Source organism: Arthrobacter sp. 35/47, assembly GCF_000520475.1.
GTDB classification, from domain to species: Bacteria; Actinomycetota; Actinomycetes; order Actinomycetales; family Micrococcaceae; genus Arthrobacter_D; species Arthrobacter_D subterraneus.
The window spans coordinates 6,642-23,803 of record NZ_KI914604.1; the positions used below are offsets into that span (position 1 = coordinate 6,642).

Annotated in this window: 16 protein-coding genes, 1 tRNA gene and 1 pseudogene; 10 read left to right on the plus strand and 8 right to left on the minus strand. The window is 63.8% G+C overall.

Going from position 1 to position 17,162, the window contains the following annotated elements; genetic code table 11:
• On the plus strand, positions 1-951 hold a 951-nt coding region (gene pstS, locus X803_RS19510; RefSeq protein ID WP_035778760.1), incomplete at its 5' end, for a phosphate ABC transporter substrate-binding protein PstS.
• 188 nt (positions 952-1,139) lie between these two features.
• Here the strand turns inward: pstS and X803_RS0111555 are convergent.
• Positions 1,140-1,586, minus strand: a pseudogene (locus X803_RS0111555) (SRPBCC family protein); the annotation flags it as partial.
• A 208-nt stretch (positions 1,587-1,794) separates the two neighbouring features.
• Between X803_RS0111555 and X803_RS0111560 the strand changes: the two are divergent.
• Positions 1,795-2,274, plus strand: coding sequence for a Dps family protein (locus X803_RS0111560; protein WP_026545260.1), 480 nt, complete (start codon positions 1,795-1,797; stop codon positions 2,272-2,274).
• 62 nt (positions 2,275-2,336) lie between these two features.
• On the opposite strand, the gene X803_RS0111565 is transcribed toward X803_RS0111560, so the two are convergent.
• From X803_RS0111565 to X803_RS0111575, 3 genes are read right to left on the minus strand one after another with little or no spacing between them, the layout of a single operon-like run.
• Entirely contained in the window at positions 2,337-3,353 is a 1,017-nt protein-coding gene (locus tag X803_RS0111565) for a cation diffusion facilitator family transporter (protein ID WP_026545261.1), read from the minus strand.
• Positions 3,350-3,829, minus strand: coding sequence for a transporter substrate-binding domain-containing protein (locus X803_RS0111570; protein WP_035778762.1), 480 nt, complete (start codon positions 3,827-3,829; stop codon positions 3,350-3,352). Before X803_RS0111570 ends, X803_RS0111565 begins: the two co-directional genes overlap by 4 nt.
• Positions 3,830-3,882: 53 nt before the next feature.
• On the minus strand, positions 3,883-4,695 hold the full coding sequence (locus tag X803_RS0111575; RefSeq protein ID WP_026545263.1) for an enoyl-CoA hydratase/isomerase family protein: 813 nt from the start codon (positions 4,693-4,695) through the stop codon (positions 3,883-3,885).
• Positions 4,696-4,835: 140 nt separating this feature from the next.
• On the opposite strand from X803_RS0111575, the gene X803_RS19515 reads away from it, so the two are divergent.
• Positions 4,836-5,357, plus strand: coding sequence for a DUF4262 domain-containing protein (locus X803_RS19515; RefSeq protein WP_035778763.1), 522 nt, complete (start codon positions 4,836-4,838; stop codon positions 5,355-5,357).
• Here X803_RS19515 and X803_RS0111585 read toward each other — a convergent pair whose 3' ends face one another.
• The gene (locus tag X803_RS0111585; protein ID WP_026545264.1) at positions 5,358-6,224 is read right to left on the minus strand and encodes a CPBP family intramembrane glutamic endopeptidase; all 867 of its coding nucleotides are present in this window, start codon (positions 6,222-6,224) and stop codon (positions 5,358-5,360) included.
• A 105-nt stretch (positions 6,225-6,329) separates the two neighbouring features.
• Here X803_RS0111585 and X803_RS19520 point away from each other — a divergent pair, with 105 nt between their 5' ends.
• Positions 6,330-7,712 carry a GH1 family beta-glucosidase gene (locus X803_RS19520; RefSeq protein ID WP_051470711.1) on the plus strand — a complete coding sequence of 461 codons (1,383 nt, stop codon included), beginning with the start codon at positions 6,330-6,332 and terminating at the stop codon, positions 7,710-7,712.
• An 8-nt stretch (positions 7,713-7,720) separates the two neighbouring features.
• On the opposite strand, the gene X803_RS0111595 is transcribed toward X803_RS19520, so the two are convergent.
• Positions 7,721-8,431 carry a LysR family substrate-binding domain-containing protein gene (locus tag X803_RS0111595; RefSeq protein ID WP_162149229.1) on the minus strand — a complete coding sequence of 237 codons (711 nt, stop codon included), beginning with the start codon at positions 8,429-8,431 and terminating at the stop codon, positions 7,721-7,723.
• Between the two features lie 37 nt (positions 8,432-8,468).
• Between X803_RS0111595 and X803_RS0111600 the strand changes: the two genes are divergently transcribed.
• On the plus strand, positions 8,469-8,849 hold the full coding sequence (locus tag X803_RS0111600) for a DUF5997 family protein (RefSeq protein ID WP_026545266.1): 381 nt from the start codon (positions 8,469-8,471) through the stop codon (positions 8,847-8,849).
• A gap of 3 nt (positions 8,850-8,852) precedes the next feature.
• Here the strand turns inward: X803_RS0111600 and X803_RS0111605 are convergent, their stop codons facing one another.
• Entirely contained in the window at positions 8,853-9,554 is a 702-nt protein-coding gene (locus X803_RS0111605; protein ID WP_026545267.1) for an SOS response-associated peptidase, read from the minus strand.
• A gap of 93 nt (positions 9,555-9,647) precedes the next feature.
• Here X803_RS0111605 and X803_RS19525 point away from each other — a divergent pair, with 93 nt between their 5' ends.
• From X803_RS19525 to X803_RS0111620, 3 genes are read left to right on the plus strand one after another with little or no spacing between them, the layout of a single operon-like run.
• Entirely contained in the window at positions 9,648-10,448 is an 801-nt protein-coding gene (locus X803_RS19525; protein WP_175460141.1) for a hypothetical protein, read from the plus strand.
• Positions 10,445-12,046, plus strand: a complete 1,602-nt coding sequence (locus X803_RS0111615) for a DNA polymerase Y family protein (protein WP_026545268.1) — start codon at positions 10,445-10,447, stop codon at positions 12,044-12,046. Before X803_RS19525 ends, X803_RS0111615 begins: the two co-directional genes overlap by 4 nt.
• A gap of 44 nt (positions 12,047-12,090) precedes the next feature.
• Positions 12,091-15,507, plus strand: a complete 3,417-nt coding sequence (locus tag X803_RS0111620; RefSeq protein ID WP_026545269.1) for an error-prone DNA polymerase — start codon at positions 12,091-12,093, stop codon at positions 15,505-15,507.
• An 88-nt stretch (positions 15,508-15,595) separates the two neighbouring features.
• On the opposite strand, the gene X803_RS0111625 is transcribed toward X803_RS0111620, so the two are convergent.
• A tRNA-Leu gene (locus X803_RS0111625) sits at positions 15,596-15,678 on the minus strand.
• A 277-nt stretch (positions 15,679-15,955) separates the two neighbouring features.
• Here X803_RS0111625 and X803_RS0111630 point away from each other — a divergent pair.
• The gene (locus X803_RS0111630) at positions 15,956-16,687 is read left to right on the plus strand and encodes an FhaA domain-containing protein (protein ID WP_026545270.1); all 732 of its coding nucleotides are present in this window, start codon (positions 15,956-15,958) and stop codon (positions 16,685-16,687) included.
• Complete coding sequence (locus X803_RS0111635) at positions 16,684-17,160, plus strand: FHA domain-containing protein FhaB/FipA (RefSeq protein WP_026545271.1); 477 nt, start codon at positions 16,684-16,686, stop codon at positions 17,158-17,160. Before X803_RS0111630 ends, X803_RS0111635 begins: the two co-directional genes overlap by 4 nt.
• The last annotated feature ends 2 nt before the right edge of the window (positions 17,161-17,162 follow it).

Sequence of the window (17,162 nt, forward strand, 5' to 3'; positions counted from 1 at the left end):
CAGGGCCCCGCCATGAATGCCTGGCAGGCGGAGTTCGCCACCATCCACCCGGATGTTCGCGTGCAGTACTCACCCGATGGTTCGGGCGCAGGCCGTGGTGCGCTTCTCGCCGGAGCCGTGGATTTCGCCGGCTCCGATGCGTCCCTCAATGAGGACGAGCTCGAGGAATCACGGAAGGTGTGCGGTCCCGACGGAGCGTTCAACATTCCCGCTTATGTGGCGCCGATCAGTATTGCCTTCAACCTGCCCGGCATCGAGGAGCTCAACCTCGACGCCGCGACCATCGCCGGCATTTTCCGCGGTGAGGTGACGCGCTGGGATGATCCGGCCATCGCCGGCCAGAATGAGGACATCGAGCTCCCGGATCTCCCGATCACCCCGGTGAGCCGCTCGGATGACTCCGGCACCACGGAAAACTTCACGGACTACCTGCACGCTGTGGTGCCGGATATCTGGACCGACGAGGCTGACGGCACGTTCCCGTCGGGCCTGGCCGGAGAGAACGCCAAGGGCAATGCCGGCGTCGTCAGTACTGTTTCCGGCACCGAGGGAGCGGTCACCTACGCAGATGATTCCGCCGTCGGACCGCCCCTGGGCAAGGCGAACCTGCTGGTAGGCGATGAGTACGTAGCGGTGAGCCCGGAGGCTGCGGCCGCCGCCGTGGATGTCGCTGAACCGGTGGAAGGCCGCGCCGAGTTCGATATTGCCCTGAACCTGGACCGGAAGACCACGGCACCGGGCGCCTATCCCCTGGTTCTCGTTTCCTACCACGTCTACTGCTCCACCTATGGAGACGAGGAGACCGCGAACCTCGTCAGGACCTTCGGCACCTTCGTGGTGAGCGAGGAGGGCCAGCAGGCAGCAGCGGAGGCCGTCGGCAGCGCACCGATTTCAGCAAGCCTGTCGAAGCGCGCAGCGGAAGCGATCAGCACGATCGACGTCGAGAACTAAAACACGTCCACGCAAAGACGGAGGATCTTCCCGAGAGAGGACCCTCCGTTTCGCGTTCTGCTTTAGGCCGGGTTGGCAGCTCGCGGTCCGCCGGACTCAGGATCGTCCAGCGACGGATCGGCGAGACCCGGGCCGTCTGCCAGTGGATCGGCCGACCGGCTGGCCGTAGCCGAACCCGAGCCCGGGGCGTCAACGTTGCCCCGCCAGGCGCCTGTCTCATTGCCTGTGTTCTCGATGAACTCCTTGAACCGGGCGAGGTCTGCCTTCACCTGCCGGTCATCGGCGCCTACCGCTGCGCCGACTTTCTCGGTGAAATTCTCCGGATCCCAGTCCAGCTGGACGGTCACCCGGGTCTGTGCGTCATCCAACCTGTGGAAGGTCACGACGCCGGCATGGGATTTTCCGTCCGTGCTCTTCCAGGCAATACGCTCATCGGGGTGCTGCTCCGTGATCTCGGTGTCGAACTCACGCTCGACGCCGCCGATCTTGGTGACCCAGTGGTTACGGGTGTCCGAGATTTGGGTGATGGACTCCACTCCACCCATGAACTCGGGGAAGGCCTCGAACTGGGTCCACTGGTTGTAGGCGGTGGACACCGGCACTGAAACGTCGATGAATTCCTGAACTGTTGCCATTGTCTGTTCCTCCTGTTTGCTGGAACTTCCCACGGATCAACTGACCGCTTGTTCGTCACGCTAACCCACGGTTCATCACGGATCAATAAAATGCTAAGTTTACTTAGAGTTTTCCCAGCTACTGGATCGCGGCGAAAGTCCGGGTCTAGGCTGGAGGCTGATGCTGGCAGCGTCAAGCGGCCGGAATTCCGTCACGAGTGGAGGATTTATGAAGGCGTCAAAAACCCTGACCGACAACATGCAGCTGGTGCTGGTGGATCTGGTGGAACTGCATCTGCAGGGCAAGCAGGCTCACTGGAACGTGGTCGGCAAGAACTTCCGCGACCTGCACCTGCAACTGGACGAGATCATCGAGGATGCGCGGCTGTTCGCTGATCAGATGGCGGAGCGCATGCGCGCCCTGCACGCCGTCCCGGACGGGCGGAGCGCCATCGTCGCCAAGGGAACGTCACTGGACGAGTTCCCCGCCGGCCTCGTGGACACCAAGGACACCGTCGCCATGGTTGTTGCCATGCTGGAATCTGCCGTCGGCCGGATGCGCGAGGTTCATGACCAGGTGGATGAGGAAGATCCCACCACTGCGGACATCCTGCACGGCATGATCGAGAAGTTCGAGCAGTACGCGTGGATGGTGAATGCAGAAAATATGCAGCCGACAGCCAACGTGGTCACGCCGAGCAAGAAGTAACCGGTTCATGGCAGAAGGGCGGCAGTCACCGGNGTCACCGGACTGCCGCCCTTCTGCCATGTCTAGCGGTACTCGCCGCCGCCCTGGGTCAGGCCGGGCAGGAACTCCTCCGGAAGTTCTGATACCGGAACAATCACCATGTCCTGCACCTTCCAGTCCATCTCCACGCACGCCTCACGGGCTTTCTCGATGCGCTGCAGGGTTGCACCCGGCCAGCCCCGCGGAACCACAAATGATTCGATGTGGAAGACGTGCCCTTCATCGCGCACCCGCGACCTGGCCTCGCGTACCCAGCTCAGGCTCTGCAGGTAGGAGTCAATCCGCTCCCCCACCGGGTCCGGCCGGGAATCGTCGTAGGTCCGTGCCCGCGTGTCGGTCAGCCCGCCAATAGCAGCGCGCAGGTTCTTGATCCCATCGTGGAGGATGCTCGTGGAGATGAGGATCGCGGCCGCATAATCCGCCCACCACAGCCCCACGCCGATGCCCAGAACACCCACCGCCGCGGAGAGCGCCGTCATCCAGTCGGCCTTGTTCATATCGGCGTCTGCGTAGAGCACCTTGTCGTGCAGCGTCTTTGCGAGCTTCATCTTGATGATGCCCAGAACTACCGGGGGCCCGGCAGTAAACAGCATGGCGAGCACCATGAGCCATCCCAGCCAGAACGTGTTTCCCAGGAGGGTGACCCCGCCGATGGTGGGGTGTTCCGCAGTAACAAGCCCTATCCCCGAATCGACCAGCAGATACGCCCCCATCACCACCAGCGCGACCGCCGCCACCAGGTGAGCCACGCCGACCGCGCGGTGGTATCCGTAAGGGTGGGATTCAGTGGGACGACGGCGGATGATGCGAGCCGCAATGAGGAAGGAGATGGGTGGAAGGAAGGAGAGCAGGTCCTCGATCCAGGCGGCCTTCATGGCCTGCGAGTTTCCCAGCACCAGGTAGACCAGGAAGGTCGAAACCGCCAGGAACACTATGGTGATCCATTCCCATTTCACGGCTTTGTGCAGTGCCCGGCGTTGCTCTTCCGGCAGTTCGGTATGGCCGAAGCGTGCTGCTTCCTCTTCTCCGTTGCTGCTCACAGTTCCACCTCCTGCGCCTGAAGGAACTGGTCGAGCTTCAGGAGGAATGCATTCTCACCCATGGGAACGAGCATGACGTGCTTGACCGTCTTGCCGCGCTCATCTCTGGTTTCAGCGTAGGGGCGGGTGATGCCGGCTTCCTTGATCCACGGAGTGTCCGCCGCGAATCCTCCGATAGCCATGTCCAGTTGGCCGTGGGACAGGTCCTGGGCAAGTTCGTGTTCGGACCCGGGCACCCACTCAATGGTGGCGTCCAGGGTCTCCGCGAACTCCTCGACCAGACCGGGTTCAATACCTGCCGGATCTCCGGCCCGGGGCAGTTGAACCCACTCGGCGTTCTCCGTCACGCCAACCCGGAGTGTCGCTCCGGAAACCCGCTCCAGGGTTCCGTCGGGGTCCTGCGGAATGGTGATGCCACAGGACGTCAGGCCGAGAAGAAGCACCAACCCTGCCGCTGCGCCACGAATGTTCAGCATGCTTCGTAATTTACCCCTTCCCTGCTGTTTCCGCAGGTCAGGCGGGCATCGGTTCAGCGTCCGGGGAAGCTTGGGCGCTCCTTGGCGAGGAAGGCGCGGGTACCCTCCGCCTTGTCCTGGGTGGTGAACGCGGTCCGGAAGGATTCCGCCTCGAGGGCAAGGCCTTCAGCAGTGGGCTTGCCCTCGATTTCCGACAGCGTTCTTTTAACGAGTGCGACGGCGGTGGGAGACTGGCGTGCCACTGCGGCCAAAGTGCTGTGGGCACCGTCGAGCAGTTCCTCGGCGGAATCGAAAAGCGCTGTGACGAGACCGGCGCGGTGTGCTTCGTCAGCCTTCAGGCGGCGGCCGGTGAAGAGAAGTTCGCGTGCCAGCCCGGGCCCCACGTAACGGGGCAGCCGGACGGACCCACCGAAGCCGGGAACGAGCCCCAAACCGACTTCGGGCTGGCCGAAGGATGCCGATGATGCGGCGTAGATCAGGTCGCACGCCATCGCGAGCTCGCAGCCCCCGCCGAGCGCGAAGCCGTTCACCGCAGCGATGACCGGCACGGGAAGCTGCTCGACCGCAAGGGTCACCTGGTGCATGCGGGAGCTGTGAGCATGCGCTTCGTCCGGCGTCATGCCCTCCATTTCGCGGATATCCGCGCCGGCGACGAAAGCCTTCCCCGTACCGGTGATGATGACGCCGCGAACCGGCCACGCGCCGTCGTCGTTCGCCAACACCTCCGAAACCGCGCTGATGCAGTGTTCAAGGTCCTGGACCACCCTTGTCGACAGGGCATTCAGGGCGTCCGGGCGGTTCACCGTGATGGTGAGGACGCCATCACGGATGTCGGTCAGGAGGGTTGGGTAGACAGGAAGCTGCATGAGCCCAAGCGTAGCGACCGAGGGACCCGGAGTGAGCGAAGCGAGCCCTGGGAGGCCGCTGCGCGCGTACCGACCGAGGGGCCCGGAAATGTCAGAACGGGATGCCATCTTTGACTCAGTCACACTGAAGGAGTGCATCCATGACCGACCTCATCTTTCACCCACCCTGCTCATTCCTCGAATTTTCGGGGCTGCGGCGGAATGTGGGTTTCAACCGCGAACACCTCGAATCGCAGCTGGCGCAGGAAGGGGTCATCCTGCGCTTCAGCGAAGGCAGCGGAGAGCTGCCCTGTGCCTACACGGTGGGCCTTACCGGCCGGGGGCTACCGGAGCTCATCCTGTATGGCCGGAGCCCCGGTCATCTGCGTCATGCCTGGTCGCTCATCGAACCGGAACTGGGCCGTCTCGCGGAGGCCGGAAGGAGGGTTTTCCATGGACAGTTCGACGGGCAGACCGTCCGCGTCCGGAGGGCGTCGCTGCACCGGCTCCGGGATGCCTTCGCGCTGTATGGCCGGGACGAATTCAGCGCCCTGCAGGTCTATTGGATGGTCGGCTCCGGGAACCACCTGCCGCAACAGTGGGAAATCCGGTACCTCGCGGCGCAGCCCTTCCTCGGCGAAGGAACCCTCGGTGACCTGATCGACGGGAGGAACAACGCCTGATCAGGGCAGCAGTTCCGGCGGAACAAGGAGCAGCAGGGCCACGCCGGTGCCGTTGAACACTATGTGAGTCACTATTGCCGCGCCGAGGCGGCCGGTGAACACTGTCAGCACCCCGCACACAAGCCCAACAGTGAATGTGCTGAGCAGCAGGTAGATGGATGAACGGAGGTCCGGAACGGCACCGGTATGCAGCAGGCCGAAGGCGAGGGAACTCACCAGCAGCGCCATGACCGTGGATGCCACGATGGACCGCCTCTGGACGGCGGGCGTCACGGCGTCGCCACGGTTGCCCGTGCGTCGGAGCCAGAGCGCATTCTGCACGCCGCGTAGCACCAGGCCGCGGTTGAACAACTCCTCAAGGAAAGGCGCGATCAGCACTCCCCCGAGTACGCCGTTGATGAGCAGCCAGACGGTATCACCGGTCAGGAACAGTTCCGCGTTGCCCTGGATGACTTCACCGTCCTGCAGAGGCCACAGGAGCGTAAGAACCGCGAGGATTATGGCCAGCACCACCCTCGCGGCAATGCCGGCGCCCAGGCCTACGGCGAGGTCGATCCATTGGAACCGCAGGCCGAAATCGAGGGCGAGGGAGCGGAATCCGTGGCGGCGGGAAGCGTAGAAGGTCACGCCGAACATCGCCGTCCAGGTCAGCAGCAGCGATGCAAAAATCAGCTCCGGACCGAACGGCAGTACCTCCGCCAGGGCAAGGGTGCCAAGCAGCGGCACCAGCACCACAATCACCAGGCCCGCCAAGGCAAGGCCTGCACCCCACCGGGGTGCGAGGGGCCCTTCGGGGGTCAGCTGGGTGGGGTTCGCCAGGCGGAACGGAGTGCCCTGCGCTGCAGGTGGGGGAAACGATCGGGGCATGCAAGCACCCTATCTGCCCTTCCAGGAAAGAAACCGGGTCCGGGCAGTTGACGGCTGGGGGTAGGGAGTTCTTTAGTGAAGGGACATCACGATCAGGGAGTGCCGATGAGTGAGTTCGGATTGCCGGCAGGGTTTGTGTTCGGGACCTCAACCGCGGCAGCGCAGATTGAGGGCGCGGTCAATGAAGGCGGCCGCGGGCCCAGCATCTGGGATGACTACGCGAGCCAGCACAGCAACATCCTCGACGCTTCCAGCCCGGCCATTGCATGCGACCACTACAACCGGTATGAGGAGGACTTCGATCTCCTCAAGCAGCTGGGCGGCAAGGCATACCGGATGTCGATCGCGTGGCCACGCATCCAGCCAACGGGCCGGGGGCCCGCGAATCCTGAGGGTATCGCTTTCTACCATCGGCTCCTTGACGCCCTGCTGGACCGCGGGATCGAACCGTGGGTCACGCTGTACCACTGGGATCTTCCACTGGCCCTGCAGGACGCCGGCGGGTGGCAGAACAGGGAAACCATCGATGCCTTCGCCGACTACACGCGGATTCTCCGCGACGAGTTCGGAGGAAAGGTTTCCGCCTGGATGACCGTCAACGAGCCGGTGGTGCACACCGGCGTCGGGCACGCGATCGGACGGGCTGCGCCGGGGCTCATGCTGCTGGGCAGTGCATTCTCGGTGGCGCATCACCTGCTGCTTGCGCACGGGCGTGCCGTGCGCGTGCTGCGTGAAACGCTGGATACGCCCATCGGCGTGGTCAACAACCACTCGCCCGTGGAACCGGCGAGCGGCTCCGAGAAGGAGCGGAACCTCGCGCTGCTCTACGATCACTACCACAACGGCCAGTTCGCGGGACCGCTGCTGACCGGTGAGTATCCGGCCGACCTTGCCGAGATTGAGGGTATGTCCTTCGAGGTGATCCGGGAGGGGGACATGGAGATCATCTCCACCCCCCTGGATTTCTACGGCATCAACTACTACTTCCCCACGAAGGTCGGGGCAGCACCGCCGCTGTTTCCGGTTCCATTCATGCCGCGCGAGTATTCCGACGTCCCGAAGACCGACTTCGACTGGCCCGTGATTCCGAGCGGCCTGACCACCATCCTCAAGCAACTCAAGGAGCAGTACCCCAATATTCCGCCGATCTACATCACCGAAAACGGCTGCGCCTACAACGACGGCCCCGGCGGAGACGTCACGGACACCCGGCGGATCGAGTTCCTGGAGAAGCATCTGGCGGCGGTCGGCGATGCGATCGCGGACGGTGTGGACGTACGCGGGTATTTCCACTGGACCCTGATGGACAACTGGGAGTGGCAGGAAGGCTACACAAAGAAGTTCGGTCTGATCCGGATGGAACCGGCAACGCTGGACCGGGTGCCGCGTGCTTCCTTCCACCGGTATGCGCAGATCATCGCCGAGCATTCCGTTCCGGAAACCGATGCCGGACCTGCTCCGGCTCCGTTGGCCGCCGAAGCGTCCTGAACGGCCCGCTAACGACGCCGGCCGCGCCCCCGGGCACCGGGGGCGCCTTTGGTGGTGCCCGGTTTGCGCCGGGTGGTCCTGCCGGAAGCCGGTTTGCCCTGTGGGGTTTTCGCCGGCTTGGCGGTCTTCTTCGGTTCTGAGGCCGCGTCCTTCTGCGCTGACGGCTGCCGCGAACTCCGGGCGGTCCGTCCACGGACTATGCCGATGAACTCCTCGATCTCATCCGTGGTGTTGTCCGCCACCCAGGCGACCGCGATGGTGGTTACCGGCGCATCCTGCACGGGCCGGATTTCCACATCCCGCCGGTTGTAGTGCCGCGCCACGGACATGGGGAGCACCACGACGCCGGCACCGGACGCCGCAACCTCAATAGCCATGCGTGCTCCACCGCACTCCTGGACATCGAGGAGGTTCTCGCCGGCCAGCTCGGCGGGCTCAACCTCATCGAGCAGGGAGAGTTCGTTTTCCTTTGAGACGACCACCACGGCCAGCTCTTCATAGAGCGGGATCACACTGAGTGCGTCGCGGTCCACCGGCAGCCGGACAAAGGCGATATCCACCGAACCGCTCCGGAGCGCTGAAACCAGCCCGCCGTCGTCGTACCCGTTTGCTTCAATCGGGAGATGCGGGTTCCGTTCGCGCCAGCGTCCCACCCATTTGCCGGGCGTCACCCCGGTCACGAATCCGATCCTCAGGACGGGAGGCTGGGTCTCAGGCACGTCCTCACAGTAACCCAGTCAGCGCTACCCTGAGAGGATGACCCCAGCGAAGTCCCCGCAGACCATGAAACCGGCCACAGCCGCGAAGAAACTTGGCATCTACCTGCCCGCAGCACCCCAGGAGTTCCAGGACAGGGACATCTCCCGCGGAGAATTCAACGAGCTCCAGGAGAACCCGCCGGAGTGGCTCGCAGAGCTGCGCCGGACCGGTCCGCACCCGCGTCCCGTAGTGGCGCAGAAACTTGGTGTTTCGATCAGCGGTCTGGCACGCGGCGGCATTTCAGATCCGCTGACGACGGCGGAAATCACCGCCCTCCTGCAGGCGCCGCCGGAGTGGCTGGTTGCGGAGCGCTCGACGATGGCACAGGTGCGCGCCGAGGAGAAGAGAATCAAGGAAGAACGGCGCGCAAAGAGCTAGGTTCTACGCCGGATTCAGCGGCTCGATGAGCAGCGGGCTGTCCTCACGTACCGGTCCCACCTCATGGAACTGCAGCCGTTCGGCAACGGGGGTGGCCGCGGCGACCGCTTCATCAGCCAGCTCCTGCGTCCCCTTCGTCGTGGGGTTCAGCCACTCGTTCCAGAAGTCTCGGGGCAGGGTCACCGGCGTGCGGTCGTGGATTTCCGCCACTCCCCCCACCGCCTCGCGGGTCAGGATGGTGGAGGAAAGGACCCAGCGGTTGGGGTGGTCATCGGGCAGCTCGCGATTGCGCCACCACGCGTACAGCCCCGCGAACACCACCTGTTCACCGGGTAGATGGATGTAGAACGGGATCTTGGTTTTTCCTTCGGTGCGCCACTCGTAGTAGCCGCTGGCCGGAATGAGTGCCCGGCGGCTTTCGAGGGACGGCTTGAAAGTGGGTTTGCTGCCCACAGTTTCCGCCCGGGCATTGAAGGTCGGGCCCTTGGTTTTCAGTTCCCTGGAGAACGACGGCGTCAGCCACCACCGCGCTGCCTCCAGACGGCGGGTGACGCGGCCGTCCTTGAGCGACTCCAGAACCACCCGGATGGGGTCGGTGGGACTGATATTCCATGAGGGTTGGGGCAGGTTTTCACCCACCGTATCGACATCGAAAAGGTCCACCAGGTCCTTGTTCGACCCCGCCACTACAAAGCGTCCGCACATGGAGACAGGGTACTGGAGATCGGTCCTTTCCAGAGGTTCTCCACAACCGGATGGATCAATTGACTTAATCGAACATGCGTTCGAATATTAAGTGTGAATTCATCAGCTGCAGCCGTCTTTCAGGCCGCATCCCCGGGGCATTCCCTGCAGGGTGCCCGCCGGGGGCTGTCCGCTGTGGATCCTGCAGGAGCGGCTGATTCCAGGGCAAGGCTCAAGGCAGAACTTCAATCCAGGATCAACGGCATACAGAAAAGCCGGCCTTCTTCCCGGCGGCTGCCCACCGTGCCGGTGCTGGCGGGTATTCTTCCGGGCGGCGGCCTGCAGGCGGGGGCCGCCTATTCGGTCACAAACTCCACCACCCTTGCCATGGCTTTGCTGGCCGGACCTTCAGGGGCCGGGGCGTGGTGCAGTGTCATCGGCATGCCGACCTTCAGCGTGGAGGCCGCTGCGGGCTTCGGGATAGCGCTGGACAAACTGGTTCTGGTACCCCATCCCGGAGACCAATGGCTCACCGTTACCGCCGCCATGGTGGACGTGGTGTCAATCGTCCTGACCTGCGTTCCACAGCATGTCGCACCGGCGGACGCTTCCCGCCTCATGGCCCGGCTGCGCCAGCGCGGTGCTGCACTGGTGACCATGGGCCGCTGGCCGCACAGTGAGGCCACGCTCAGCGTGACCGGAAGCAACTGGCAGGGTCTGGGTTCGGGAACCGGGCACCTTCGAAGCCGCCGGATGAGAATCACGGCTCACGCTTCCACCGGGCGTTCCCGTACCGCTGATCTGTGGCTCCCGGATCTGCAGCATGGGCCCTGGTCCACATCCCTGTCCAACTCCGTACCTGCGGTGCATGGAGGTACGGAGCAGCAGGAATTCTTCTCAAGGTCAGCCTCATGAAGCTTCCCCCGCCGGGCCAGGCTGCTCCGGCTGCTCCGGTCAGTACCCGCAGCATGGTTCTCTGGTGTCCCGACTGGCCCATTACCGCCGCGCTCCGCGAACACCTCCTGCCGGCGGAACACCCTGTGGCACTGATCGAGAAGGGCGAGGTTTTTGCCTGCTCTCCCGCTGCACGGGAGCAGGGAGTCAAACGCGGCCTCCGCCTGCGGGAGGCCCAGGCCCGCTGCACCAGCCTGACCGTGCTCCCCTATGAGCCCGCGCAGGATGCAAGGTCCTTCGAACCCGTTCTGGCCGCCGTGGAGAAAATAATGCCCGGCGTGCAGCTGATCCGCCCCGGGTTATGCGCTCTTCATGCCAAAGGTCCCGCAAGGTATTACGGCAGCGAGAACCACGCTGCAGCTGTCCTGCTCAAGGCACTCGCCGCCATTGGCCTCACCGCCGCACGGGTGGGGGTTGCTGACAGTCCCTTTGCCGCTGAGCACGCCGCCCGTTCAACTGAGTTCCTGGATGAACCGGAGAGTGACTCCGTGTGGATCATCCCGCCCGGAGAATCACCCGCCTTCCTCAGCAGCTTTCCCCTGGAGGTTCTGGAGGAGCCGGCGCTTGCGGTGATCCTGCGGCGGCTGGGAATCCGCACCCTGGGTGATTTTGCTGCCCTCACCCGGGCTGATGTGCGTAACCGGTTCGGTGCGGAAGGTGCGTTGGCTCATCTCAAGGCAAGCGGACTTGACCACCACAGCGTGGTGGAAAGAAAACCGCCGGCGGAACTTGACGTCGTCGTGCACTGTGAACCGCCGCTGGCACGCATTGATGAGCTCACGTTCACCCTGCGCCTCTCCGCAGAGAAATTCGTGGACCGGCTGCGTGAGGCAGGGTTGGTGTGCACGGTCCTGTCGGTGCGGCTGCAGTCAGAGTCGGGTGAGGAATCGGTTCGGTCCTGGCGGCACCCCCGCTGGTTCGATGCCGATGATGTGCTGGACCGTGTCCGCTGGCAGCTGCAGGGCAGCGGAAACGTTGAGCACGGGCTGCGTGCCGGGATCAGCCGGGTGCAGCTTGCACCGGAGACCGTCGAAGATCTCAGCGACCATGCGGATGGACTGTGGGGAACGGGGCCTGATGAGAACATTCACCACGGCCTTGCCCGGGTACAGAGCATGCTGGGTCATGGCGCCGTCCTGACGGCCATGGTGGCTGGTGGAAGAATGCTCACTGACCGGCGCGTCTTCATTCCCTGGGGAGACCCACCGTCGGAAGCCGCGGCCAAAAGCCGGGATCTTCCGTGGCCCGGCCAGCTCCCCGGTCCTGCCCCGGCTACCGTTTTTGACCAACCCCGCCCCGTCCAGGTGCTGGACTGTGCGGGAGGCTCTGTGGACGTGGATGAGCGCGGCCTGCTGACAGGGGTCCCCACCGTCCTTGTGACGGAGCCGCCCCGGCAATCGGCTATTGCTTCGTGGGCAGGGCCGTGGCCCATCGTCGAGCGGTGGTGGGATTCGAAGGGCCGTGCCCTCAACCGGTTCCAGGTGGTGGATGACTCCGGGAGGGCCTGGCTGCTGTTGCTTGAGGACCACCACTGGTGGGCTGAGGCCAGTTATGACTGAACATTCCGCCTCCAGGATTGCCTCCGCGAATGGTGTGCACTGACATGGGCTTCAACAATCCCCCTGTTTCCTGGTCGGAGTTTGAGCGGACCCTCTCCGATCGTCGCCGTCCGGGATCCCCTCCCCTGGGCGCGGACGGTGGTGACAGTCCGGCCTGGTCGCTGAAACGGCATCCGTATTCTCCGCCGAAAGAACCGGTGCCTGCCCCGGCCGGTCCGGTGGTGCCCTACGCGGAGCTGCACGCGCATTCGAACTTCAGTTTCCTTGACGGTGCCGCCAGTCCCGAGCAGCTGGTGGAAGAGGCGCACCGTCTCCGCCTCCACGGGCTGGCGCTGACCGATCATGACGGTCTGTACGGAGTGGTCCACCTGGCTGAAGCAGCAGAGAAACACCCAGGGCTGTCCACGGTCTATGGCACTGAGTTATCCCTGGAACTGACCAAACCCCAAAACGGTGAACCGGACCCGGAAGGCCGGCATCTCCTCATCCTTTCCCGCGGGACGGAGGGTTATCACCGGCTGGCCGCAGCCATCACCGAAGCCCAGCTGAAACCGGACGCCGAGAAAGGCAAACCCCGGTACACCCTTGCCGAGCTCGCTAACAGGGCCGGCAACAACTGGATGATCCTGACCGGGTGCCGCAAAGGAGCCGTCCGCCATGCGCTCCGCAACGGCAATCTCCAGGACGCGGAGCGGGAAACCCGGCGCCTGACAGACCTGTTCGGTCCGGACAATGTCGCCGTGGAGCTCTATGACCACGGAAACCCACTGGACAGTACGCACAATGATGCCCTCTGGGAAATTGCTTCCCGGCTGAAGCTGCCCGTCGTGGCCACCAACAACGTGCACTATGCCGTGCCTGAGCAACACCGGCTCGCTACTGCAGTGGCTGCTGTGCGGGCACGGAGGTCGCTGGATGACATGGATGGGTGGCTGCCGGCGTCAGGTTCTGCCCACCTGCGCAGCGGCGCGGAAATGGCCGCCCGCTTTGCCGCCTACCCCGGAGCAGTCGAACGGACGGTGGAACTGGCCGATGATCTGGCGTTCCGGCTCAGCAGCGTCAAGCCCGGCCTGCCCAAACTGGACCTGCCGGGGGGCCACACCCAGATGAGCTGGCTGAGGAAACTGGTCTGGGAAGGTGCCGCGAAGTTTTACGCCGGCCGCAGTGACGTCCGCGAACGCATCGAGAAGGAACTGCGGGTCATCGAGGAAAAGGACTTTCCGGGCTACTTCCTGATTGTCCATGACCTGGTCAGGTTCGCCCGCAGCAGGGGAATCCTCTGCCAGGGCCGCGGATCAGCGGCAAATTCCGCCGTGTGTTATCTGCTGGAGATCACCGCCGTCGATTCCATCCTCTATGACCTTCCCTTTGAACGCTTCCTCTCCAGCCTGCGGGATGAGGAGCCGGATATCGACGTCGATTTCGATTCCGACCGCCGTGAGGAGGTGATCCAGTACGTGTACAACAAGTACGGTCGGTTCAACGCCGCGCAGGTTGCCAACGTGATCACCTACCGTCCCAAGTTCGCGGTCCGCGACATGGCCAAGGCGCTGGGACACAGTCCCGGGCAACAGGACGCCTGGTCAAAGCAGGTGGAGCGGTGGGGTGCGCTGGTGTCCAGCGATGACCATGACATCCCCGAGGCAGTCGTGGAGCTGGCTCAGGGCGTGCTGAAGTTCCCCAGGCACATGGGAATCCACTCGGGAGGCATGGTGCTCACCGACCGGCCCGTCGGGGAGGTCTGCCCCATCGAGCACGGGCGCATGGACGGCCGTACCGTGCTGCAGTGGGACAAGGATGACTGCGCCTGGATGGGGCTGGTCAAGTTCGACCTGCTGGGACTCGGCATCATGGCCGCCATCCAGTACAACTTCGATCTCGTCCGGAAGCACTTCGGTGAGGAATGGACCCTGCACACCCTGCCCCGGGAAGAGCAGGGGGTATATGACCAGCTGTGTTTCGCAGATTCCATCGGCGTGTTCCAGGTGGAGAGCCGCGCCCAGATGGGAATGCTGCCCCGGCTGCAGCCCCGGCGCTTCTATGACCTTGTCATCGAGGTTGCCCTGGTTCGTCCCGGGCCCATCCAGGGCGGAGCCGTGCACCCGTACATTAAACGGAAGCTGGGCGAGGAGGAAGAGAGCTACCTTCACCCCAAACTCATACCGGTTCTCAAACGCACGCTCGGTGTGCCGCTCTTCCAGGAGCAGCTCATGCAGATGGCCATGGTGGTGGGCAACTGCTCCGGCGCGGACGCTGATCAGCTTCGCCGTGCAATGGGATCCAAGCGCGGCCTCGAGCGCATCGACACGCTCAGGGAAAAGCTTTATGCGGGCATGAAGTCCAACGGGATCACCGGCGAAGTTGCCGACTCCGTGTACCGGAAAATCCAGGCGTTCGCCAACTTCGGATTCGCTGAAAGCCACTCGATCAGCTTCGCCCTACTGGTATACGCCAGCGCCTGGCTCCGCCTCCATTATCCGGGCGCTTTCCTGGCTTCGCTCCTGCGCGCCCAGCCCATGGGTTTCTACTCTCCCCAGACCCTGGTGGCTGATGCCCGCAGACACGGTGTCACGGTCCTCCGTCCGGACATCCTGCTTTCCGGAACCCATGCGGATCTGGAGCTGCACGGTGACGGCGGAACAGGAGCAACAGGAGCAACAGGAGCGGAGAGTTGCCTGGAATTCCACCAGCCGCCGGTCGGAAAATTTGACCGCACCATCCCGTTTGACTCAACGCTCCATCGCCGGGACGGCAACCACGCTGTCCGGCTGGGTCTGGACAGCGTCCAGTCAATCGGAAAGAAACTCGCCCAGTCGATCGTCGAGGAACGCGAAGCAAACGGTCCATTCGAGAACCTGGGTGACCTCGCGCGACGCACCGAGCTGAATTCCAACCAGCTTGAAGCGCTCGCGGCGGCTGGAGCGTTCGATTCGATGGGACTTTCCCAGCGGGAAGCGCTCTGGCATGCCGGTCCGGCCTCCACAGAGCGTGAAGGCCAGATCAAAGGCACCACGGTGTACATCCAACCGCCCCTGTTTGCCGGCCTGACCGACGTCGAGCGTGTGGCGGCGGATCTCTGGTCCACCGGAATCACCACTGATGACCACCCGGTGCGCCACGTCCGCCAGACTCTACGGCGCCGGGGTGCGCTGTCAGCCGCTGACCTTCTTTCCGCGGAGTCCGGCAGGCGTGTTGAGGTCGGTGGAGTGGTTACCCACAGGCAGCGTCCGGCCACCGCCAGCGGCATTACTTTCATGAACCTTGAAGACGAGACCGGCCTGGTCAATGTCATCTGCTCAGTGGGCGTATGGCAGCGGTACCGGCGGATCGCCAGGGAAGCCAGCAGCGTGCTGGTGCGGGGGGTGCTGGAACGGTCAAATGAAGGCGTGGTGAACCTGATCGCTGACAAATTCGAGGTTCTCCGGCTCAAGGCCGCCACCAGGTCCCGGGACTTTCGTTAAGTCTTCCAATCAGACCTGGCCACCGGGGCAAAAGGGGCCACCGGGGCAAAAGAAAAGCCCCGACCTGAGGCCGGGGCTTTTCCAAAAGTGCGCGAGGGGGGATTTGAACCCCCACACCCTTTCGGATACTGGCACCTGAAGCCAGCGCGTCTGCCGTTCCGCCACTCGCGCAAAGTCAAAAGACACGTTCAAAAGAATCTCTAGAACAGCAGAAATAAGCATAACGGAGGCCCCGCGAAAACACCTAAACGGGTGAACTCCGGCACGTCAGGCAACTCTGAGGCCCGCGGAATCGTTGAAGGTAATCGACGGGGCAACATGCCCGGTTAAGGCCATTTGAGAGACGCCCCAGTAGTATCGACACAAGACAGCAGCGGCCCGTCCTGACTCCGCGCGCTTTCGCGTGGGCACAACAGGGCAACCAAAGATGCAGGTGAGGAGGTGGAACATGGGCATTCTGGATAACGTCGAGCGCGGACTTGAGAAAATGGTTCGTGGCGCCTTCTCCACCGGTTCGCGCTCCCAGGTGCAGCCCGTCGAGATCGCCAGCGCACTCCGTCGCGAACTGGACAACAAGTCCCTGACCCTTGCCCAGGGACGCACCCTGGCCCCGAACGTCTTCACTGCGCGGCTCTCGGACCCGGACTTTGCACTGGCTCAGGAATGGGGCGCGCCGCTCGCCGAGGAACTGTGCGACGTCGTCATCAAGCACGTCAACAGCCAGAACTACACCCTCCAGGGCCCGGTCCGCGTGTCCTTCACCCGGGACTCCGACCTGAAGCCGGGGACGTTCGAGATCGACTCGGCAACGGAAAAGCAGTCGGCGCAGCAGCGTCGCCCGGCTCCGAGCGTTCCCAACCGTCAACCGACCCGCTATCAGGCCATCCTGGAACTCGATGGCCAGCGTTATTCACTTAATGCCGGCTCCGTACTGCTTGGTCGCTCCTCTGAAGCGGACATACTCATCGACGACACCGGCGTATCCCGCCGTCACCTTGAAATCCATACGGCCCATGGAAGGTCGCGTGCCGTGGACCTCGGGTCCACCAACGGCAGCTATGTCAATGGGCAGCGCGTTCAGGGCGAAGCCGAACTGACAGACGGATCGACAATCACCATGGGCCGCACCCGCATGACCTTCCGACTTGTTCCCGCGCAGAACGGTGGCCGCCAGGCATGAGTGATCTGACCGTAACGCTGCTGAGATACGGCTTCCTGCTCCTGATCTGGATCCTCGTGCTGAGCGTTGTCAGCGCGCTCCGGCGTGACCTCGTTGTCGGGCGGCGCAACCGGACCGGTGCGCCGTCTGCCCGTCAGGCCCGCAGGCACCCGGAGCTGGCTGAGGAACCGCCTGCACGTGCGCAGGCGCGGCGCCTCGTAGTCACCGAAGGGCCGCTGAAAGGCACCTCGCTGGATCTAGCGTCCAGCCCCATCCTTCTGGGGCGGGCCCAGGAAGCAACACTTGTCCTTGAGGACGACTATGCCTCGGGCCGCCATGCCCGTCTGTTTCCGCAGGGCAGCAGGTGGTTCATCGAGGATCTGGGTTCAACCAACGGAACCTACCTCGGCGGGAATCAGCTCACTCGTGCGCTACCGGTGGAGCCCGGTGTACCAATTCGGATCGGTAAGACGGTCATTGAATTGAGGCCGTAGCG